The following is a 21,333-nucleotide window of genomic DNA, read 5'->3' on the forward strand; positions in this document are numbered from 1 at the left end:
ACTTAATCTTAATCAGGAGTGAATCATGGACCGATTTCCGCGTTCCGATTCAATAGTACAGCAGACCCGTAGCGGGCTGCAGACCTATATGGCTCAGGTGTACGGCTGGATGACGGTCGGCCTGCTGCTGACGGCGTTCATCGCGTGGTATGCAGCAAACACGCCTGAACTGATGATGTTTATCTTCTCCAGCAAAATCACCTTCTTTGGGCTGATTATCGCGCAGCTGGCGCTGGTGTTTGTGCTCTCCGGGCTGGTGCACAAGCTCAGCGCGGGCATGGCGACCACGCTGTTTATGCTCTATTCGGCGCTGACCGGGCTGACGCTCTCCAGTATTTTCATCGTTTACACCTACTCCTCCATCGCCAGCACCTTTGTGGTGACCGGCGGGATGTTCGGTGTAATGAGCCTGTACGGTTACACCACCAAACGTGACCTGAGCGGCTTTGGCAACATGCTGTTTATGGGGCTGATAGGGATTGTGCTGGCGTCGCTGGTGAACCTGTGGCTCAAGAGCGACGCGCTGATGTGGGCCGTGACCTACATCGGGGTGGTGGTCTTCGTTGGCTTGACGGCCTATGACACCCAGAAGCTGAAAAACATCGGTGAGCAGATCGACGTGCGCGACAGTTCAAACCTGCGCAAATACTCGATTCTTGGCGCGCTGACGCTGTATCTGGACTTCATCAACCTGTTCCTGATGCTGCTGCGGATTTTCGGCAACCGTCGCTAAAGACGGCCCCTCACCCTAACCCTCTCCCCTTTGGGGAGAGGGCCGGGGCGAGGGGGGGTTATTTCGCCATCGCCTTCTCATTCTTCGCTCTCAGCTTTTTCGCCCGACTCTCCAGCACCAGATAACAGACCGTTGCCAGCGCCAGCGGCAGGAAGTAATAGAGCATGCGGTACGCCAGCAGAGCCGCGATAATCGTTCCCTGAGAGACATGTTCCCCCGCAAGCAGCGCGATAAACACCGCCTCCAGCACGCCGATCCCCGCCGGAATATGCACAATCACCCCAGCGATACTGCTCACCAGCAGCACGCCCAGCACGAAGAAGTAATTCACATCCTCGCCAATCAACAGCCAGATGATTGCCCCCATCGCCATCCAGTTGGCGCTGGATACCGCCATCTGCAGCACCGCAAACTTCCAGGAAGGCAGCACCAGCTTTTGCCCTTTGAGGGTCATATGGCGACGCTTAGCAAAGGCGCAGGCCCACAGATACACGGCGATGATCAGCAGCAGCACAATGCCGAGAATGCGCAGCGTGGCCTCGTCGATATACCAGTGCGCGGGCAGCTGCACCACGCCGATGGTGAAAATCACCCCGCCGAGGAGAATATAGCCCAGCCAGTTGGTGGTGATGCTTAACGAGAAAATACGCGTGATGGTCCCGCCCGGCAGGCCGAGCCGCGAGTAGAGGCGATAGCGCATGCCGATGCCGCCCACCCAGGTGCTCAGCGTCAGGTTAAAGGCGTAGCAGATAAACGACACCAGCATCACCTGACGTTTAGCCAGCTTGTGGCCGCAGTAGGCGCGACCGAGCAGGTCATAGCAGCCGTACATCAGGTAGCTGACGATGACCAGCCCAACCGCGCTCAGCAGCACCAGCCGGTTATAGTTGCGGATAACCTTCCACACCTCTTCCCAGTCCACCTTCTGCGCGTAGACCACCAGCAGTACCGCGACCGCAATGAAGAACACCCAGGTGAGGATTTTTTTTGCCAGCCGCCAGCGAGGATGTGATTTCGACATCAGGGTTTGCCTCCATCTTCCGCTTCAACGCGGTCCTGGGTTTCCATTTCGGGTTGTACCGGCGGGTCCACCTGAGCAAGCTTTGGCGTATGCGCCGGCAGCCAGCCGACCATCGCCGGGAAGTGGCGCAGGAAGTGGAACACCACGACGCCGATGCCAACGTTCCACCAGCTCCGTTTCGGCACCATGGATTCATCCACGCGCACGCAGTCGTTAACGATCAACGCCTGCAGGTTATCCCGCAGGGTCTGATTAAACTGGCGATCGTGAATGATCAGGTTAGCTTCGAGATTGAGCGATAAGCTCAGCGGATCGAGGTTGCTGGAGCCCACGGTCGCCCAGTGGTCGTCCATCAGCGCGACTTTGCCGTGCAGCGGACGGCGGCGATATTCATAAATCTGCACGCCGCCCTTCACCAGGTAGTTATAGAGCAGGCGCGCCCCGACTTTGACAATCGGCATATCCGGCTCGCCCTGCACAATCAGCTTCACGCGTACGCCGCGACGGGCGGCATTACGCATGGCATGCAGCAGGCGATAGCCCGGGAAAAAGTAGGCATTGGCGATGATGACCTCGCGCTTCGCGTTGGCGAGCATCTTCAGGTAATGACGTTCAATGTCGTCCCGATGCTCGCCGTTATCCCGCCAGACGAACAGCGCCTGCGCTTCGCCGGGCTTGCGGTTCTCTTCCGGACGATGGCGGCGTTTCCACCAGCGGCGTACGGCCTCTTTACCGGGCAGGTTTTCCAGCTCGAACAGCAAAATATCCTGAACCACTGGCCCTTCAATGCGAATGGCATAATCCTGCTTCGCCTCGGGACCGTAATCGGACATGTGCTCAGCGGAGTAGTTAATGCCGCCGACAAATGCCACCGTCTCATCCACCACCACAATTTTGCGGTGCATCCGGCGGAACAGGTTGGTACGCATGCCGAACAGGCGAGGGCCGGGATCGTAGTAGCGGAACACCACGCCTGCGGAGGTGAGTTCATTAACGAATTCATCGCTGAGATCCGGTGAGCCATAGCCATCCAGCAGGGCTTCGATTTTGACGCCGCGCCGGGCGGCGCGCAACAGCACGCTGTGTAGCTGTTTGCCCACGTCGTCTTCGAACCAGATAAAGGTTTCGAGGATCACTTTCTGCTTAGCCTGGTCAATTGCCTTAAACACGGCCGGGTAGTACTCGTCGCCATTGACCAGCAGCGTGATCCGGTTGCCTTCCTGCCAGGTACATTTCATAGGTGGATCTCCGCGCTGAGCGGGGCATGGTCGGAAAGGTGTCGCCAGTTAAGAAGCGCCAGAGCGGTCGGGCTGCTGGCATGGGCGTTTTTTACGTAGATGCGGTCCAGTCGCAGCAGGGGGAAGCGCACCGGGAACGTTCGTGCAGGGCGACCGCGTGCGCGGGTGAAAATCTCCTCCAGCCCCGCATTTACCTTCAGAGGGTGGTTGGCGCGCTGCCGCCAGTCGTTAAAATCCCCGGCGACTACCACGGGTTCGCCTTCCGGCAACGCATTGGTCCAGTCTGCCAGCATCTGCAGCTGGGCCTGACGGTGGGCCTCGCGCAGGCCGAGATGCACGCAGCCCACGTGAATGGGAATATCGAGATCCGGCGGCGCGATACGGCAGTAAAGCAGCCCGCGTTTTTCGCTCTCCCCAACGGAGACGTCCCGGTTTTCGTAATGTTCAATGGGAAAACGTGACAGCACCGCGTTACCGTGATGCCCCTCCGGATAGACCGCGTTGCGTCCGTAGGCGTAATCGCTCCACATGGTGTCGGCCAGAAATTCATAGTGCGGCGTATCGGGCCAGTTTTCGAAATGCATCGGGTGGACCTCGTGCGCGCCCATGACCTCCTGCAGGCAGACAATATCCGCGCTGACGGTGCGAACGGCGTCGCGCAGCTCCGGTAAAATGAAGCGGCGATTAAATGCTGTGAAGCCCTTATGAATGTTTATCGTCAGCACTTTAAGCGAGAAATGCTGCATTTTTTTGGTCATAAGCTCCTTCCTGAGTGACTATCCCAATGAAAATAAAGTGTAGTAGGCGTCACAAAAAGATGCGGCGTTACGGAATTTTCCGTAAAGTGCGGTAGTCTGATTAAGCAGAGAAAAATCCTTCAGGAGAGAAGCCATGAAGTGGCAACAACGTGTTCGTGTCGCAACGGGTTTGAGTTGCTGGCAGATAATGTTGCATTTACTGGTCGTGGCCGTACTGGTGATGGGCTGGATGAGCGGCACGCTGGTGCGTGTTGGCTTAGGGCTATGCGTCCTCTATGGCGTCACCGTGCTGTCGATGCTGTTCTTGCAGCGCCACCATGAAGCGCGCTGGCGCGAGGTGGGTGATGTGCTCGAAGAGCTCACCACCACCTGGTACTTTGGTGCCGCGATGATTGTGCTGTGGCTGCTGTCACGCGTGCTGCAAAACAACCTGCTGCTGGCCCTCGCGGGTCTGGCAATCCTTGCAGGGCCAGCGGTGGTGTCGTTGCTCACCAAAGAGAAAAAGCTACGCAATGTTGCGTCTAAACATCGCGTACGCCACTGAGCCCGTCGTGGCCGCTATGACCAGTAGCGGCCACAAACTTCCCCAGACAATATCCAGACTCGCATCCTTCAGATAAATTTGCTTGGTGATATCCGTAAAGTGTCGAATCGGGTTTATCCAGGTTAAATCCTGCAGCCACACCGGCATGTTCTCGACGGGTGAAACGTACCCCGAGAGCAAAATTGCCGGCATCATAAAGACGAATACCCCGATAAACGCCTGCTGCTGCGTGGAGCAGAGCGCCGAAATCAGCAGCCCAAACCCCACCAGCGACAGCCCGTAAATCACCATCGTAAAGTAAAACAGCGCCAGCGAACCGGCGAACGGGATCTGGTAAGCAAATATCCCCACGCCGAGCACGATGGTGGCCTGGAATGTCGCGACGATCAGCGCCGGCACCGCTTTGCCGACGAAAATTTGCCAGGTGGCGAGCGGGGAAACCAGCAGCTGATCCAGCGTGCCCTGTTCGCGCTCGCGGGCCACGGACAGGGAGGTCACGATCATCACCCCAATGGTGGTGATCATGGCGATCAGCGACGGCACCACAAACCACTTGTAGTCCAGATTCGGGTTGTACCAGTTGCGCACCACCAGCTCGCTGTTATTGGGCTTGGGTTTCCCCTCCATCAATTCCTGCTGATAGTCCTTCACCACCTGCTGCAGATAGTTGGCCGCTATCTGGGCGCTGTTGGAGTTGCGTCCGTCGAGGATCAGCTGCATCGGCGCGGTCTGGAAGGTGTCCAGGTTACGAGAGAAATCCGCCGGGAAGCGCACCAGCAGCAGCGCTTTTTGTGTGTCAATAGTGGGCTGGATCGCCTGCGGGCTTTTCAGCAGCAGGATGTGGGTAAAGGCTTTCGCACGGGCAAAACGCTGCGTCAGCTCGACGGCGTGTTTGCCGTTGTCTTCGTTATAAATGGCAATGGTGGCGTTGGTCACCTCAAGCGTGGCGGCAAACGGGAACAGTAAAACCTGGATCAGCACCGGCAGCACCAGAATGGCGCGGGTTTGCGGCTCGCGCAGCAGGGATTGCAGCTCTTTGCGGATCAGCGTCCATAAACGGTGAAACATATGCGCTCCTTAATCCAGTCGCCGTTTGGTTTTCAACCACGTCAACCCGATAAACATCACCGCCGACGCCATCAAAAACAGAGTGTTGATAATCAGCACCACCGGAATATTCCCCGCCAGGAACAGGCTTTGCAGCGTGCTCACGAAGTAGCGCGCCGGAATGATGTAGGTCACGGCGCGGATGACGGCGGGCATGCTGTCGATCTGGAAGATAAACCCGGAGAGCATAATCGACGGCAGAAAGGCAGCGTTGAGCGCCACCTGCGCGGCGTTAAACTGGTTGCGGGTGATGGTGGAAATTAGCAGCCCCATCCCCAGCGTGCTGAGTAAAAACAGGCTGGTGATAAAGAACAGCACCACCAGCGAGCCGCGATACGGCACGCCGAGGATAAAGACGGCGACCAGCATGCAGAGCAGCATCGCCAGCATGCCGAGGAAGTAATAGGGGATGAGCTTGCACAGCAGCAGCTCGACGCGCGTCACCTCGGTGGAGAGCAGCGCCTCCATGGTACCGCGCTCCCATTCGCGGGCGATCACCAGCGAGGTCAGTATCGCGCCGATCACCGTCATGATGATGGTCACCGCGCCCGGAATAATAAAGTGCTGGCTGATGGCGGCGGGGTTAAACCAGTAGCGCGTCTGCACGTCGATCAGGGGGTCAAACGTCTCGCCCCGGTCTTCCGCGCGCTGCATCTGCCAGAGCTGCCAGATCCCCTCCGCGTAGCCCTGCACGAAGTTTGCAGTGTTCGGCTCGCTGCCGTCGGTGATCACCTGGATCGGCGCATCGGTATTTGCCCGCGCCATATTGGCAGCGAAATCCACCGGAATGACGATCAGGCCGCGTATTTTCCCGGCCTGCATTTTCTGGATCAATTCCTGCCGGTTGTCGCTGATGGTAGCGTCAATGTAGGGCGAGCCGGTCATCGCATGGGTGAAGTCCAGCGCCTCTTCGCTCTGCTGTTCCAGCAGAATGCCGACCCGCAGCTTGCTGGAGTCGAGGTTAATGCCGTAGCCAAAGATAAACAGCAGCAGCAGGGGGATCACCACCGCAATCAGCCAGCTGCTGGGGTCGCGCACGATCTGCCGCGTCTCTTTAATGCACAGCGCGCGCACCCGGCGCCAGGAAAGGGCACTATTGTGCATGAGCATTCTCCTTATCCCAGTCGTGGATGAGGGTGATAAACGCCTGCTCCATGGTCGGGTCCGGGACCTCATCGTCGGCGGCCTGGTTTTTCAGGTCGTCCGGCGTGCCGTGGGCAATCAGCTTGCCGCGATACACCAGCCCGATGCGGTCGCAGTACTCCGCCTCATCCATGAAGTGGGTGGTCACCATCACGGTCACCCCTTTTTCCACCATGCTGTTAATATGCAGCCAGAACTCGCGGCGGGTAATGGGATCAACGCCAGACGTAGGTTCATCCAGAAACAGAATATCGGGCTCGTGCATCAGCGAGCAGGCCAGCGCCAGCCGCTGCTTAAAGCCGAGCGGCAGCTCGTCGGTGGCGTGGGAGGCAATGCTGGTTAAGGCGAAGGCGTCGCTCATGCGGCGAATTTTCTCGCTCTGCGCCCGCCCGCTCAGGCCGTACACGCCGGAGAAAAAGCGCAGATTCTGCTCGACCGTCAGGTTGCCGTACAGCGAGAATTTCTGCGCCATATAGCCGAGATGCTGGCGCGCTTTGCCGGAGCTGACCTTCAGATCCATGTCCAGCACCAGCGCCTTGCCGGAGGTTGGCACCAGCAGGCCGCACATCATCTTAAAGGTGGTCGATTTTCCCGCGCCGTTCGGCCCGAGCAGGCCAAATATCTCGCCGCGCTTCACGGCAAAATTCACGTTGTCGGTGGCGGCGAAATCTCCGAACTTTTTGGTCAGGGATTTGGCTTCGATCACCGTTTCGCCCGGCGTGCCTTCCACCGTGTGCAGGATTGCGCCAAGCGGTGACTCTGAGGTTCCCGCGCCGCCCAGCAGATCGATAAAGGCATCCTCAAAGCGCGGCGCGGTTTCCGTCATGTCGATCTCAGGCATCCCCGGCGCACGGCGGATATCGTCGACGGCGGCCTCTTTTTTGAGGATCACGCGCACCGAGCGGCCCTGAATCATCCCGTCGCTCACCTGCGGCAGCTTCAGCACCCGCTGGAGCAGCCTGCGGTTAGACTCCTGCGGGCTGTGCAGCAGGAAGCTGCGCCCGGCCATGGTTTGCGTCAGCTCGGTCGGTTCACCCTGATACAGCAGTTCGCCCTCGTTCATCAGCAGCACGTCCCGGCACTGCTCCGCTTCGTCGAGGTAGGAAGTGCTCCAGAGGATCAGCATCCCGTCGCCCGCCAGCTCGTGCACCATCTGCCACAGCTCGCGGCGGGAGATCGGGTCTACGCCGACGCCGGGTTCGTCCAGCAGCAGCACCTTCGGCTCGCCCACCAGCGTGCAGGCCAGCCCCAGCTTCTGCTTCATCCCGCCGGAGAGCTTGCCCGCCAGCCGGTCGGTGAACGGGCCGAGGGAGGTAAACTCCAGCAGACGCGCGAAGGTTTTCTGCCGCGTTTCGCCGGTGACGCTGCGCAGATCGGCGTACAGGTTCAGGTTTTCCATCACCGTCAGATCTTCATACAGACCAAACTTCTGCGGCATATAGCCGAGCATGGCGTGAAGCGCGCCGTCGTCTTTTATCGGGTCAAGGCCAAGCACGCTGGCCGAGCCTTCATCCGGCTTCAGCAGACCCGCCAGCATTCGCATCAGCGTGGTTTTGCCCGCGCCGTCCGGGCCTACCAGCCCGGTCACGTAGCCTTTCTGGATGGTGCAGTTCAGCGGAGCGACCGCGGGCTTGTCCATTCCCTTAAAGCGTTTGACCAGATTGTTGAGCTGGATAACCGCGTCATTCATGTCGTTCCCCGTTGTCTGCTTTTACGGTGACGGGCATGCCCTGACGCAGGGCGTCGTCCGCATCGGTGACGATGATGCGCAGGCGATACACCAGGTCAGTACGCAGATCCGGCGTTTCAACGGTTTTCGGCGTGAATTCGGCGGTAGGGGAGACAAAGCCCACTTTGCCGTGATACGGCTTGTCCGGGCGGCCGTCGGTATAGAGCAGCAGCTCGCGGCCCGGCTGCATCTGCCCGAGGTTCGGCTCGTCAATGTAGGCGCGCACCCAGACCGGACGGGTCAGAGAGAGCGTTAAGACAGTACTGCCCGCGCTGAGCATGCTGCCCGGCTCCACGGCGCGGGTCATCAGCGTGCCGTCAGACGGGGCGATTAAGGTGGTGTCGCGCAAATCCAGCTCCGCCTGAGCCCGCTGCGCCTGCGCCTGCTCAAGGCTGGCTTTCGCCTGAGCGATATCCTGCGCGCGATTACCGGTGCGGTACTGGCTTAATTTATCCTGCGCGGATTTTAGCGTCGCCTGCGCCTGGTCGCGGGACGAGCGCGCATTTTCCAGGTCGTTGGCAGAAATGGTGCGGCTCTTCCACAGCCCCTGCTGGCGGTTATAAAAGTTCTGCGCGTAGTCATAGGCGGCTTTCGCCTGCTTAACGGCGGCAGCGGCCTGGGCGATCTCTTCATCGCGGTAGCCTGCCAGCATCAGGTCATACTGCGCCTGCGCCACGGAAACGCCGGCTTTTGCCTGCATCAGGGCGTTCTCGTAGGGCGCTTTGTCCAGCATCCCCAGCGTCTGCCCGGCTTTGATGGCATCGCCTTCGTCAACGCTCAGCGAGGCGAGACGCCCGCCGACGCGGAAGCTCATATTCACGGTACGGATATCCACGTTGCCGTACAGCGTCAGGCCTTTATCCTGCTGGCTCTGATACCACAGCCAGCCACCGATTCCCGCGGCAAGCAAAACAACAACCACCAGAACGATGGCGACAGGTTTTTTCATCACTTCAGGCTCCTTTGCGTTAAGCCTTGCAGGATCAGATCGAGATGACAGGTGATGACCTGGCTAATCTGCGCGGCTTTATCCTCATCGAATTGTGCCCAGCCCGTGCGTAACAGGATGGTTTCACGCCCCAGACGGAAGGCGAGAATTTCGCCCAGCAGGGCGTGGGTATGCAAAATGGTGTCGGTATCGCTGGCGTCCCGTCCGGTGTAGGCGGCAATCAGCCGGGTCAGATGGGTGTGCATCGGGGCAATCACCTGATCGTGTACCCGCTGATAAGCGGCTGTGGGGGAGAGCTGCTCGCGGGAGATAAACTTGCTCAGGTTAAGCGTATCGTCGTGCGTCAGCAGGCGGATCATATTGTCACAGGCACTGAGAATAAGTTGCCTGATAGCGGAACGATCCGGCGTCGGCTGGCTCAGCAGCGCGGTGGCCTCTTCCACGTGCGGGCGAAAGTGGCTGCCAATAAAATCGGCAATCCACTGGGCGCAGGCGAGGTATAAATCCTCTTTTGAGCCAAAATAGTAGGTAATGGCCGCAATGTTTTGCCCGGCCTGGGCGGCGATATCCCGCGTAGTGGCGTGCAGGCCATACTCACCAAACTGCGCCAGCGCGGCGGCGATAAGCTGGCTTTTGGCCTGTTCACCTTTGGTTGTTGTGGGTGACGTATTCATAGCGGCATTAAAAATTAATCAATCGATTGATTAAGATTATGCCTGATTCGCGCAAACGTCGAGGCATCACCGGGGATATTTTATGCGCCACGTCACAAAAGCTGCTACACTCCGCCCCTTCGCGACATTGTGGTTTTTGTCCTCTCAATTGTTATATCTCCCTGAAAACTACACCTGTGATGGTCGGGGCGGTTCGGAGTTTTTATGTCTTTTGATTCCCTTGGCCTGAACCCGGAAATTCTGCGCGCGATCGCAGAGCAGGGCTACGTTGAGCCAACCCCTATCCAGCAGCAGGCGATCCCCGCCGTGCTTCAGGGCCGTGACCTGATGGCCAGCGCCCAGACCGGCACCGGTAAAACCGCGGGCTTTACGCTGCCGCTGTTAGAGCTGCTGGTAAAAAACCAGCCGCATGCCAAAGGCCGTCGTCCGGTGCGTGCGCTGATCCTCACTCCAACCCGCGAGCTGGCAGCCCAGATTGGCGAGAACGTGCGTGAGTACAGCCGCTACCTCAACATTCGCTCGCTGGTGGTTTTCGGTGGCGTGAGCATTAACCCGCAGATGATGAAGCTGCGCGGCGGCGTGGACGTGCTGGTGGCAACGCCGGGCCGTCTGCTGGATCTGGAACACCAGAATGCGGTGAAGCTCGATAACATCGAAATTCTGGTGCTGGACGAAGCCGACCGCATGCTTGATATGGGCTTCATTCATGATATTCGTCGCGTGCTGGCAAAGCTGCCGCCGCGTCGTCAAAACCTCCTCTTCTCCGCGACCTTCTCCGACGAGATCAAGGCGCTGGCGGAAAAGCTGCTGCATAACCCGCTGGAAGTGGAAGTGGCGCGCCGTAACACTGCCTCCGAGCAGGTGACGCAGCACGTTCACTTTGTTGATAAAAAGCGCAAGCGGGAACTGCTCTCCCAGATGATCGGCCAGGGCAACTGGCAGCAGGTGCTGGTCTTTACCCGCACCAAGCACGGCGCCAACCACCTGGCGGAACAGCTGAATAAAGACGGCATCCGCAGCGCCGCCATTCACGGTAACAAGAGCCAGGGGGCGCGTACCCGCGCGCTGGCAGACTTCAAATCCGGCGACATCCGCGTGCTGGTGGCGACCGACATCGCCGCCCGTGGCCTGGACATCGAAGAGCTGCCGCACGTGGTGAACTACGAGCTGCCAAACGTGCCGGAAGACTACGTTCACCGTATTGGCCGTACCGGCCGTGCGGCGGCAACCGGTGAAGCGCTCTCTCTGGTCTGCGTGGACGAGCACAAGCTGCTGCGCGACATCGAACGCCTGCTGAAGAAAGAGATCCCACGCATCGAAACCCCGGGCTACGAAGTGGATCCGTCCATCAAAGCCGAGCCGATTCAGAACGGTCGTCAGGGTGGTGGTCGCGGTCAGGGCGGCGGCGGTCGCGGTCAGCAGCCGCGTCGTGCCGAAGGTGGCGCGCCGAAATCATCCGGTAAACCGCCGCGTCGTAACAACGACAGCAAACCGGCCGGTGAAAACCCGTGGCGCAGCGGGGAAGGGAAACCGGCAGGTGAAGGGCAGCGCCGTCGCCGCCCGCGCAAGCCTGCTAACCCGCAGTAATCTGGAAGCCCGGTCGTAAAGCCGGGCTTTTCTTTTTGCGGCAGCGAAGAGAAAGTGCCACAATAGTGGCTGTTTATACAGTATTTCAGGTTTTCCAATGGCTTTAACCGCTGCGCTCAAGGCGCAAATCGGCGCATGGTATAAGGCGCTACAACAGCAGATCCCCGATTTTATCCCCCGAGCGCCGCAGCGGCAGATGATTGCTGACGTGGCAAAAACGCTCGCCGGGGACGACGGGCGACATCTGGCGATTGAAGCCCCGACTGGCGTCGGGAAAACCCTGTCGTACCTCATTCCCGGCATCGCGATAGCGCGGGAGGAGGACAAAACGCTGGTGGTCAGCACTGCCAACGTGGCGCTGCAGGACCAGATCTTCAGCAAAGATTTACCCCTGCTGCGCAAAATCATTCCCGACCTGCGGTTTACCGCCGCCTTTGGGCGCGGGCGCTACGTCTGTCCGCGCAACCTGGCGGCGCTGGCCAGCAGCGAGCCCTCGCAGGAGGATCTGCTCGCCTTTCTGGATGATGAGCTGACGCCAAATAACAAGGCTGAGCAGGAGCAGTGCGCAAAGCTCAAAGCCGAGCTCGACGGCTACAAGTGGGACGGCCTGCGGGATCACACCAGCCTGGCGATTAGCGACGACTTATGGCGCAGGCTGAGCACCGATAAAGCGAGCTGCCTGAACCGCAACTGTCACTACTACCGCGAGTGCCCGTTCTTTGTCGCCCGACGCGAGATTCAGGAGGCTGAAGTAGTTGTGGCAAACCACGCGCTGGTGATGGCCGCGCTGGAGAGCGAAGCGGTGCTGCCGGAGCCCAAAAACCTGCTGCTGGTGCTCGACGAAGGCCATCATTTACCGGACGTAGCGCGTGATGCGCTGGAGATGAGCGCTGAAATCACGGCGCCCTGGTTCCGCCTGCAGCTGGATCTGTTCTGCAAGCTGGTGGCGACCTGCATGGAGCAGTTCCGCCCGAAAACCACACCGCCGCTGGCGGTGCCCGAGCGGCTGAGCGATCACTGTGAAGAGGTCTACGGCCTTATTTCCTCCCTGAATAACATCCTGAACCTCTATCTTCCTGCGGCCCAGGAAGCCGAACACCGCTTTGCGATGGGAGAGCTACCGGAAGAGGTGATGGAGATTTGCCAGCAGCTGGCGAAGCATCTGGAAAAACTGCGCGGGCTGGCGGAGATGTTCCTGAACGATCTCAGCGAGAAAACCGGCTCGCACGACGTGGTGCGTCTGCATCGCATCCTGCTGCAGATGAACCGCGCGCTGGGGATGTTCGAAGCGCAGAGTAAGCTCTGGCGGCTGGCCTCGATGGCGCAGGCCTCGGGCGCGCCGGTCACCAAATGGGCCACCCGCGAAGTGCGGGACGGGCAGGTGCACCTCTTTTTCCACTGCGTGGGCATCCGCGTGGCCGATCAGCTCGAAAAGCTGATCTGGCGCAGCGTGCCGCACGTGGTGGTCACCTCCGCGACGCTGCGTTCCCTGAACAGCTTTTCTCGTTTGCAGGAGATGAGCGGGCTAAAAGAGAAAGCGGGCGACCGCTTTGTGGCGCTGGATTCGCCGTTTAACCACTGCGAGCAGGGCAAGCTGGTCATTCCGCGCATGAAATTTGAGCCGCTTATCGACAACGAAGAGCAGCATATTGCGGAGATGGCGGCCTACTTCCGCGAGCAGGTCGAGAGCAAAAAATACCCCGGCATGCTGGTGCTGTTTGCCAGCGGGCGCGCGATGCAGCGCTTCCTGGAGCACGTCACCGACCTGCGTTTACTCCTGCTGGTGCAGGGCGATCAGCCGCGCTACCGGCTGGTAGAAACGCACCGCAAGCGCATCGACAGCGGCGAGCGCAGCGTGCTGGTAGGGCTACAGTCTTTTGCCGAAGGTCTGGATCTGAAAGGCGACTACCTGACGCAGGTGCACATCCATAAAATCGCCTTTCCGCCTATCGACAGCCCGGTCGTCATCACCGAGGGCGAGTGGCTGAAAAGCCTCAACCGCTATCCGTTTGAAGTACAAAGTCTGCCTGCGGCGTCGTTCAACCTGATTCAGCAGGTGGGGCGTCTTATTCGTAGCCACGGCTGTTGGGGCGAGGTGGTGATTTATGACAAACGTCTGCTCACCAAAAACTACGGTCAGCGTTTGCTGAACGCGCTGCCTGTTTTCCCGATTGAACAGCCGGAGGTGCCGGAGGTAAAAAAACGCCCGGCAAAACTGACCGCCGGGCGTGGAAAAAGCATCCGTGCTAAGAGGCGCGGTCCTACTGGTAAGTGAAGGTCACCTGAATCACGCTGCTGAACGTGCCGGCGGTGACGGGCATGGCGGTGGCGTAATAGCGCGCGGAGAGCGGAAACGTCGCCGTGTGGTCGCTCGGGTTAATGGCGACGTTAAAGGCGGCCTGCGGGGCAATCAGTATTTTGTCCTGACGGTCTGCCAGCTCCAGCGCCAGCCCTTTTGCGCTGCCAATATTGGCGAATTTTGTCGGGTGCGCGCTGTCGGCCTGGCCGTAGAAAAAGGCCGTGGCGAGAGCAAGCGTGGCCGGGCAGTGCGACACGGAAAGGGAAAAGTCTTTCCACTCGCCGGTATCGCCCACGTCTTTAAAGCTGCCCGACACCGCCTGGCCCAGATCCACCGTCAGGTTTCGGCTGGCGCTGTCGATGACGCAGGTGTTGGCGTAAATATTGCCCGTCATCTGGATCTGGATGTCGTCGGCATGAGCCTGGGCGATCAGCCCCAGCGCCAGAATCGCAATGGTCTTTTTCATGGTGGTCACTTATAGGCGAGGGTGATGGTAGCAACGGTGTTTGCAGGACCGGGTGTGACCACATCGCTGATCTGCTCGTAGCGCACCTCGAAAGGTATGGTCAGCGTTTCATTGGCGAAGGCTTCGCTTTTGGTGTTTACGTAAGTATCAAAGGTGGCAATATTATCGTCGAACAGCATGCGGACACCGACGCCCGTAGCCGCGCCGGGCTGCTGCGTGAGTTTCAGCACCCCTTCAAACGCCGTTTCATAGCCGTTTGAGCTGGTGATCTTTACTTCGGGCTGCACGGTGCTGTCGCAGTGCACCGTGACGTCAAAATTCTGCGCCGGAGAGGAGAGCATCCCCACGCTGACAAAGTCGCTGACCGGGAAATCTCCAAGGTTAACCGTCAGGTTTTTTGGCAGGACGGAGCAGGTGACCTCTTTAAGGATGACGTTGCCCGCATAGGCGATGTCGTTAGGGTTGCCGATCCCTTCGTGGTGATACACCCCGATACCAAAACGGGTCTGACTCTGATTGAGCGTGCCAGAAGCTACCGTATCGCTGGTTTTGACCAGTTCCAGCGTGACGTCAAAATTAAAGGACTGTTTGCCATCGCTGGACACATACCCCACCGGCGTTCCCGTTGAGATGCAGTTAACGCCGCCGGCTCCGCTGATGCGCTGGCCCTGATCGTTCATCAATGCCACCCCAACGCCGGGGACTCCAGAGTCGTAGACACCTTTCAGTCCTGGGATCTCTGCTCCCGTACCGTAGTAGCAGGATACGATTTCCAGGCCGCTATCTACAGCCTGATCGCAGTTACCGGCGACATGGGCAATCTGTTCTGTTCCTGGTATGGTCTCGCCTACCGCCAGCGTTGTCGGAACCGAGATGGACGCCACGTTAATCATCTTCGGCAGGTCCGGCGTCGTACAGGTCGCCTTCGCGTGCGGCATAAATAACGCCGCCGTTCCCAGAACCAGTAAGAAAAAGCACTGTTTAATCATTTGCATAATCGTTAGCCTGAACGGTGGATCAGTGACACTGCGCGGCAGCGTTAATGATGCAGGTTTTCTTTTTCTCATCCGTTAGCGCATAGTCAGCGACGCAGTGCTCGCTCGCCTCCTGTCCCCAGGAGACGCTGAGATGCCCTTGCTGTGGCAGACCCGAGAGGTAGGTCTGGCCGTCATTCCCGACAATAAATTCGCTGTCCTTGTCTTCCGTGGTGACCGTCGCGCCGAACGGCAGCGGTCTGCCGTTGTGCGTCAACGTCATCAGAACCCGGTTACCCACGCGGGTATTAAAGGTGGCGCGCACCACGGCCCCGCGGGTGGGGGTTACTATCTGTGCCGCGTGGGTGACGTCGGCATCATCCGGCAGCGTTTCGGTATCCAGCGCGACGGTATTATGCCGGTACGCGGTAACGAACGGCACGACGGTATAGCCGCGGAAGTCGGTTTCAACGCCCGTCTGGTTCGCGATGTGCGTCCCGTGGGTGCCCGGTGCTTTCACCAGCGCGATGGTTTCACCCAGCGGCTGGCTCAGGGTGATGCCGTTGGCATGGGCAATTACGCCACCCTGCAGCCCGACGTTTACGGTTTGCTGGTATTTGTCCTGGCTGACCCCACCGCTCACCTCACCGTAGGTCGCCTTGTAATCGGCGTTCATGCTGGTGGAATTACCGCTGCCGGTACTGCTCAGCCCCTGCTGGATATTCCAGTTCAGGTTGTCTTCCTTCAGCGCCGTGCCGTTCAGGCCGATGTTCTGCGTCGTACCGTCTTTGGTGTTGTTCAGGTTGTAGGTGGCCCAGGTGTTATGCATCCAGTGGTCCAGCGGCACCGAGACGCTCAGCGAGAACTGGTTGTCGTTCGTCACCTCATTACCGTCTTCATCACTGTCGTTGGTGTTTTTGTTCATGCTGTAACTGAGGCTGTAGCTCACGCCGTGCCAGCTGTTGTTGTAGCTGACGCTCATCGAGGTCATGTTCTGGCTCTGGCTCCAGTAGGTTTCCTTCACCATGCTGAGGGTGACGGAGCCCCAGCCTTCGGGCAGCGTCTGGTCGATGGTGGCTTCTGTGCGGGCGCGGCGCTGCTGCGGTGCAGACCAGTCGTCAGAGTGGGTATACGACGCCATGGTGTCGTCCAGGGTGTAAAAGCCTTTGCTGTTATAGCGGTAACCCGCGAGCGAGAAGTTGGTGCCCGAACGGGCGATATCTTTGCTGTAGCGCACGCGCCAGGACTGGCCTTTGCTGGCCTGTTGCTTTTTCAGCAGGGCTTTGGCGCGGGTCACATCGATGGAGAACGCCCCTAAATCGCCCATGTTTTTCCCGGCACCGATGGCCTGTGACTGATAATGGCTGCTCTGCTGCACGCCACCGTAGGCGGTGAAACCATAGGGCAAACCGTAAATGGCACTGCCCTGAGCGAACGGGGTCTTTTCGACATCTTTGTCATACGAACGATAACGCCCGGCGGTTACGCTGTAGCGCAGGTTTTTTTCACGCTGCAATACCGGAACGGAGGCAAACGGCACGACGAAATGGCTTTCGCTGCCGTCTGTCTCTTTGACCGTCACCTGAAGATCGCCGCTGCTGCCTGTTGAGTAGAGGTCGTTAATCTCGAACGCGCCTGGTGCGACCGTGTTCTGGTAAATGACGTAGCCGTTCTGGCGAACCATCACCAGCGCGTTGCTGTGGGCAGTGCCGCGAATGATGGGCGCATAGCCTTTCTCGCTGTCCGGCAGCATGTCGCTGTCGGATTTAAGCTCCACGCCGGTGTAGGGCACGCTGTCAAATACATCAGAAGGCGAGGTGCTTTGCCCAACGGTCAGATCGCTCTTCATCGCCACGATATCGCGCTGGGCATAGGTATAAACGGAGGAGAATTTTTGCTGCTCTTCCTTGCCCTGGGTGCTGCGATTCCAGGTGGAATAGTTGCGAACGCGCCAGGCGCCAACGTTAAGACCCGGACGCAGGTTGACGTACTGGCTGCTGTTATCCTGTTCCCCCTGTTGGCGAGCATGGCTTTGGCTGGCATTCGCGCTGTAATTAAGCAGGCCCGCATTAATTCCTTCGTCAAACTCTTTCGGGTCGATATAACCGCGAGGCACCTGGCCGAGCGCAGATTGCGGGATACTCAGCAGCAACTGCTGGTTACGAACGCGAAAGGTTGCAGATGCCGCAGGGATGGCGTGTAAATCGGCGCACCGGCCTTTGGTCATTAGCTGCGGATATTTTTTGGTTTTGATACCGAGGCTTTTTAAATCATTCAGGCTAAAGCAAGGCTGCAGCGTGCTGTTGCCCTGAGCGTCTTTTTGCAGCGTAAAGGTCACATCGCGGGTATCAATTTTATTGTTATTAATAAACACCGCGACCTGATATTTCCCTGGCGCCTGGCCGGGACCTTTTTCATAAACGGACAGATCGGTTTTTCCCTGCTGGGGATTATCAATATCCAGCAGGGCCGGGTTAAAATAATCATCGGCCATAACCTGCTGCGCAAAGATCGCCATTGCCAGGCCACAGAGAATGACCAGCAATGACGAAAATCGGCAGGTGAACGGCTTTTTATGGCTGTACATGATTATTTTTATTACCGGGTAGGTTATTAACGAACGGATTTTGACCAGGTATGGCTGATGCTGCCGTAATCAGTAATAATGGACCAGGTGACATTCGAGCCGCCAACGTTATCCGGTAAGGCAAAATGCGTTTCCGTTTTCGGCACGGCCCAGGTGGCTTTTGTCACTTTCTGACCGTTCAGCGTGACGGTCTGGAAATTCATATAGAACGGCGTGGGGTTATTCACCACCAGCTCATTACCTTCGCGGCGCCATTCAAGTTTATCGGCCACATCTTCTGGTCTGCCTTTTACCGCTGACGGGCGATACAGTAATTTGATTCGAGTATTAATGGCAATTTGCAGCGTATTCACGCCCTCTACGTGCTTTGAGGAGGGGATCGCTTTAATATTCAACCAGTACAGGGATTCCCTGTCTTCCGGTAAATTTCCGCCCGTACGCACCACGCGCAGAACGTTATCTTCTTTCGCATCCAGACGGAAAAGCGGTGGGGTGATCAGGAAGGGCGCTTTGGCCTGGCTTTTACCGCCGGAATCGACCCAGGACTGCACCAGATAATCCGTCGCATCTGGATTGGAAAGACCAAGAGATGATTCCTTTTTATCTCCCTGATAGACCAGACGAGTACCATTAATAATGACACCTGCATGTGCAGTGGCGGCTACCAGTAAAAGAGTGCTCAGTAAATAACCGTGGCGCATAAAGATTTCTCAATAAATAGATGAGATATTAATGCTCGCAAAAGCATTAATATCTCAGGATTGATAAGATCAGTTATAAATAACGGTGAAGGTCGATACAGAGTTAGCGGGGCCTGCGGTAATCGCGGCACCGGTCTGAATATAACGTGCGCCGAACTCCAGATCGTTAACCGCCGTACCGGAGGCTAACGGATATTGCTGAGAGGGGGTATACAGAGTGACGGGTTGCTCGGACGCGTCAACCAGCTGAATAGCCACACCTGTTGCGACATCGGTATCTGGCGTTAAGGCCAGCGTAGAGTTGTTATTCGCATCCGGGGTCCCGCCGAAGTTAATCGCTGCGGAGGTGACCGTTTCCGGGCAATTGGTTAACTGAATATCAAACTTCGTTAATGTGCTGGTGGAGCCTGCTCCGGTAAATACCGTTTTAGACACTTTGCCCAGCTGAACATTTAATGGATTACTTAACCCATTCACGACCTGGCAAGCAGAATCGATGATCTCGCCGGTGAAATTAATCTGGCCTTCACCGTTAGTTGCCGCAAATGCGGATGCAGAACATCCCACCGCTGCGGCGATGATTAAACCTAAAGCAACCTTGTTCATAACAAATCCTGGTATGTTTCTGGTGATAGCGTTGCCTGGACGTTTTCACCGTTGACCCTAAATGACTTTCCGCTGGTTATTTAAACAAATAATGACGGGTTAAGGATCTTCTGTAGAAATCACAAATAATTGAAATAATCCTTGAGTTTCATTTTTCGCCATAAAAACAGCGCCTTGATTGTGTCGAAAAAACTAACGTCCGGACGTTCAACGGGGCTATATTGTTAATAAGATGATATTTTCAGGAGAGATGTCGTGGATTATCGCAAGATTATCAAAGAGGTAGGCCGGGGCAAAAACCACGCCCGCGATCTGGACCATGAAACCGCTCGCGCGCTGTATACCCATATGCTTAATGGTGAAGTACCAGACCTGGAGATGGGCGGCATCCTGATTGCGCTGCGCATCAAAGGCGAAGGTGAAGCGGAGATGCGCGGCTTTTATGAGGCTATGCAGGCGCAAACGCTGCGCTTAACCCCGCCGGTGGCAAAACCAATGCCGATTGTGATCCCAAGCTATAACGGGGCGCGCAAGCAGGCTAACCTGACGCCGCTGCTGGCCATTCTGCTGCAAAAACTCGGTTTCCCGGTGGTCGTGCATGGGGTAAGCGAAGATCCCACGCGCGTACTGACAGAAACCATCTTTGAACTGCTGGGCATTGAACCGACTCTCCATGCCGGCCAGGCGCAGGCAAAGCTGGAGGGGAACCAGCCGGTCTATATTCCCGTGCGCGCGCTCTGCCCGCCGCTGGAAAAGCAGCTGGACATGCGCTGGCGCATGGGCGTGCGTAACAGCGCGCACACCCTGGCGAAGCTGGCGACGCCGTTTGCTGAAGATGCCGCACTGCGCCTTTCCAGCGTTTCTCATCCGGAGTACGTGACGCGCGTCGGTCAGTTCTTTGCCGAAATCGGTGGACGCGCGCTGCTGATGCACGGAACAGAAGGGGAGGTGTACGCCAACCCGCAGCGTTGCCCACAGCTGATGCTGATTGAACCTGCCGGTACGCGCGTTGTGCTTGAACGCGGGGAAGAAAACAGCGATGTGATTCTGCCGGAGTCGAAAGATCCCCAGGTTACCGCGCACTGGATTACGCAGTGTCTGGCTGGAAATGTGCCGGTTCCACAGTCGATCAAGCTGCAAATGGCCTGCTGCTTGCTGGCGACAGGGGAGGCTGAGACGGTTGAGGCGGGGCTACAGCGCGTGGCGCAGTCGTTTTAGGCAAAAAAAAGCCCGTCCAGTGGCGGACGGGCAAGCAAGGGTAACAAACAACAGGGTCAATGAGGGTTGGAGCAGCTCACCAGAGGGTTTGGCGAGGGTACAGCATTCATTTCAGGCGATTATTTGTAGATAACCGCAGTACCGCTCAGCTTGTTATTGGTGTTAGCGGAAGTGATGGTGTATCCGCTTGCACCGGCAGCAGCAGCTTTCTCAGCCAGTTTGGCTTCCAGGCCGTCCAGCGTGGTCGCGCCTTCTGCACTTACCACACCGATTTTATTCATGCTCTGTGCCTGAGTGGTTGAAACAGGCTCTACAGCGAATGCGCCAAAGGACAGAGCGGACAGGGCAACAGCAGCAACAGCATATTTGATGGTTTTCATAGTTAATCTCTCGCAGGTTATTCTGTTAAGGGGACGATGTTCCGTCGATGTGATAAGTATCACGGTTTTTCGCGAAAGATAAAATCGAAGAGAATTGACGTGGTCAGTCAAAAAAATTGAATGACAAATAACTTATTGAATATTAATAAATTCAAACCAGCGCTTTACACTTCTTGTTGATGCGCTTTACAGAAGAACGATGAAGGGCACATTTTGCTACGCGGTTCGCTAAAAACCATGAGCGTAAAGGAAAGTGCAGGCAGGGTTAACTTAGGTAAAGGAGAGTCAGCGTAACTGGCTATCTTTCGATCCTCTGCGATTATAACCTGAATGTGAAGCATTTTTTGAATCTTTATCCTGTTGGCAGGTGATACATAACCTTACGCCGGGGATGGCTTTACGGCGCGCCTGCGGAATCGGCTCGCCACACTCTTCGCACTCCTTCAGGCTTTCGCCGCGTGGAATCTCACCGCGAGCGCGCGCCACCGCATCTTCAATGGTACTGTTGATCTGTTCGTTAACGGCGTCATCATTTGCCCAACCGGAAGCCATACTTCCTCCTCAAATCGGTATACACCCTGACAATAATATGGGGTTAAAAAGTGAACAATCAAGGGGG

The 21,333-nt window shown here is 57.5% G+C and carries 20 protein-coding genes; 5 read left to right on the top strand and 15 right to left on the bottom strand.

Features of this window, described 5'->3' with window-relative positions; genetic code table 11:
• Positions 1 to 25 precede the first annotated feature (25 nt).
• Complete coding sequence (locus tag MX657_RS07080; RefSeq protein WP_119915046.1) at positions 26 to 733, top strand: Bax inhibitor-1/YccA family protein; 708 nt, start codon at positions 26 to 28, stop codon at positions 731 to 733.
• Between the two features lie 58 nt (positions 734 to 791).
• Here MX657_RS07080 and MX657_RS07085 read toward each other — a convergent pair whose 3' ends face one another.
• Genes MX657_RS07085 through MX657_RS07095 form a run of 3 tightly spaced genes read right to left on the bottom strand, consistent with a single transcriptional unit; the run spans position 792 to position 3,750 of the window.
• A complete protein-coding gene (locus MX657_RS07085) occupies positions 792 to 1,754 on the bottom strand; it encodes a YbhN family protein (RefSeq protein ID WP_346807827.1) in 963 nt (320 codons plus the stop codon).
• On the bottom strand, positions 1,754 to 2,992 hold the full coding sequence (gene clsB / locus MX657_RS07090; RefSeq protein ID WP_080327831.1) for a cardiolipin synthase ClsB: 1,239 nt from the start codon (positions 2,990 to 2,992) through the stop codon (positions 1,754 to 1,756). The genes MX657_RS07085 and clsB overlap by 1 nt, the downstream gene beginning before the upstream one ends.
• Positions 2,989 to 3,750: an endonuclease/exonuclease/phosphatase family protein gene (locus MX657_RS07095; RefSeq protein WP_119915043.1), complete on the bottom strand. Its 762-nt coding sequence runs from the start codon at positions 3,748 to 3,750 to the stop codon at positions 2,989 to 2,991. Before MX657_RS07095 ends, clsB begins: the two co-directional genes overlap by 4 nt.
• 133 nt (positions 3,751 to 3,883) lie before the next feature.
• Between MX657_RS07095 and MX657_RS07100 the strand changes: the two genes are divergently transcribed.
• The gene (locus MX657_RS07100) at positions 3,884 to 4,294 is read left to right on the top strand and encodes a YbhQ family protein (protein WP_014883088.1); all 411 of its coding nucleotides are present in this window, start codon (positions 3,884 to 3,886) and stop codon (positions 4,292 to 4,294) included.
• On the opposite strand, the gene MX657_RS07105 is transcribed toward MX657_RS07100, so the two are convergent.
• Genes MX657_RS07105 through cecR form a run of 5 tightly spaced genes read right to left on the bottom strand, consistent with a single transcriptional unit; the run spans position 4,256 to position 9,896 of the window.
• Positions 4,256 to 5,362, bottom strand: coding sequence for an ABC transporter permease (locus MX657_RS07105; protein ID WP_080327829.1), 1,107 nt, complete (start codon positions 5,360 to 5,362; stop codon positions 4,256 to 4,258). The genes MX657_RS07100 and MX657_RS07105 overlap by 39 nt on opposite strands.
• 9 nt (positions 5,363 to 5,371) lie before the next feature.
• Positions 5,372 to 6,505 carry an ABC transporter permease gene (locus tag MX657_RS07110; protein WP_346807830.1) on the bottom strand — a complete coding sequence of 378 codons (1,134 nt, stop codon included), beginning with the start codon at positions 6,503 to 6,505 and terminating at the stop codon, positions 5,372 to 5,374.
• Positions 6,495 to 8,234, bottom strand: coding sequence for an ATP-binding cassette domain-containing protein (locus tag MX657_RS07115; RefSeq protein WP_346807832.1), 1,740 nt, complete (start codon positions 8,232 to 8,234; stop codon positions 6,495 to 6,497). Before MX657_RS07115 ends, MX657_RS07110 begins: the two co-directional genes overlap by 11 nt.
• Positions 8,227 to 9,222, bottom strand: coding sequence for a secretion protein HlyD (gene hlyD, locus MX657_RS07120; protein WP_346808534.1), 996 nt, complete (start codon positions 9,220 to 9,222; stop codon positions 8,227 to 8,229). The genes MX657_RS07115 and hlyD overlap by 8 nt, the downstream gene beginning before the upstream one ends.
• Positions 9,222 to 9,896 (bottom strand): transcriptional regulator CecR, encoded by a 675-nt coding sequence (gene cecR, locus MX657_RS07125; protein ID WP_346807834.1) that lies wholly within the window; start codon positions 9,894 to 9,896, stop codon positions 9,222 to 9,224. The genes hlyD and cecR overlap by 1 nt, the downstream gene beginning before the upstream one ends.
• A gap of 204 nt (positions 9,897 to 10,100) precedes the next feature.
• Here cecR and rhlE point away from each other — a divergent pair, with 204 nt between their 5' ends.
• The gene (gene rhlE / locus MX657_RS07130) at positions 10,101 to 11,483 is read left to right on the top strand and encodes an ATP-dependent RNA helicase RhlE (protein ID WP_080327824.1); all 1,383 of its coding nucleotides are present in this window, start codon (positions 10,101 to 10,103) and stop codon (positions 11,481 to 11,483) included.
• Positions 11,484 to 11,580: 97 nt separating this feature from the next.
• Positions 11,581 to 13,758, top strand: coding sequence for an ATP-dependent DNA helicase DinG (gene dinG / locus MX657_RS07135; RefSeq protein ID WP_346807836.1), 2,178 nt, complete (start codon positions 11,581 to 11,583; stop codon positions 13,756 to 13,758).
• Here dinG and MX657_RS07140 read toward each other — a convergent pair.
• From MX657_RS07140 to MX657_RS07160, 5 genes are all read right to left on the bottom strand, one after another.
• Positions 13,745 to 14,248 carry a fimbrial protein gene (locus MX657_RS07140; protein WP_252002644.1) on the bottom strand — a complete coding sequence of 168 codons (504 nt, stop codon included), beginning with the start codon at positions 14,246 to 14,248 and terminating at the stop codon, positions 13,745 to 13,747. The genes dinG and MX657_RS07140 overlap by 14 nt on opposite strands.
• Positions 14,249 to 14,253: 5 nt before the next feature.
• Complete coding sequence (locus MX657_RS07145) at positions 14,254 to 15,243, bottom strand: fimbrial protein (RefSeq protein ID WP_346807838.1); 990 nt, start codon at positions 15,241 to 15,243, stop codon at positions 14,254 to 14,256.
• A gap of 22 nt (positions 15,244 to 15,265) precedes the next feature.
• On the bottom strand, positions 15,266 to 17,809 hold the full coding sequence (locus tag MX657_RS07150; protein WP_346807839.1) for a fimbria/pilus outer membrane usher protein: 2,544 nt from the start codon (positions 17,807 to 17,809) through the stop codon (positions 15,266 to 15,268).
• 26 nt (positions 17,810 to 17,835) lie between these two features.
• The gene (locus MX657_RS07155; RefSeq protein ID WP_346807840.1) at positions 17,836 to 18,510 is read right to left on the bottom strand and encodes a fimbrial biogenesis chaperone; all 675 of its coding nucleotides are present in this window, start codon (positions 18,508 to 18,510) and stop codon (positions 17,836 to 17,838) included.
• A gap of 69 nt (positions 18,511 to 18,579) precedes the next feature.
• Positions 18,580 to 19,116 (bottom strand): fimbrial protein, encoded by a 537-nt coding sequence (locus MX657_RS07160; RefSeq protein WP_080327819.1) that lies wholly within the window; start codon positions 19,114 to 19,116, stop codon positions 18,580 to 18,582.
• A 255-nt stretch (positions 19,117 to 19,371) separates the two neighbouring features.
• On the opposite strand from MX657_RS07160, the gene ybiB reads away from it, so the two are divergent.
• A complete protein-coding gene (gene ybiB / locus MX657_RS07165) occupies positions 19,372 to 20,334 on the top strand; it encodes a DNA-binding protein YbiB (RefSeq protein WP_080327818.1) in 963 nt (320 codons plus the stop codon).
• A gap of 119 nt (positions 20,335 to 20,453) precedes the next feature.
• On the opposite strand, the gene ybiJ is transcribed toward ybiB, so the two are convergent.
• Positions 20,454 to 20,714 (bottom strand): DUF1471 family protein YbiJ, encoded by a 261-nt coding sequence (gene ybiJ / locus MX657_RS07170; protein ID WP_048957009.1) that lies wholly within the window; start codon positions 20,712 to 20,714, stop codon positions 20,454 to 20,456.
• A gap of 285 nt (positions 20,715 to 20,999) precedes the next feature.
• Positions 21,000 to 21,266 carry a DksA/TraR family C4-type zinc finger protein gene (locus MX657_RS07175; protein ID WP_346807843.1) on the bottom strand — a complete coding sequence of 89 codons (267 nt, stop codon included), beginning with the start codon at positions 21,264 to 21,266 and terminating at the stop codon, positions 21,000 to 21,002.
• Between the last annotated feature and the right edge of the window lie 67 nt (positions 21,267 to 21,333).

This window comes from Enterobacter chuandaensis (assembly GCF_039718975.1).
GTDB classification, from domain to species: domain Bacteria; phylum Pseudomonadota; class Gammaproteobacteria; order Enterobacterales; family Enterobacteriaceae; genus Enterobacter; species Enterobacter chuandaensis.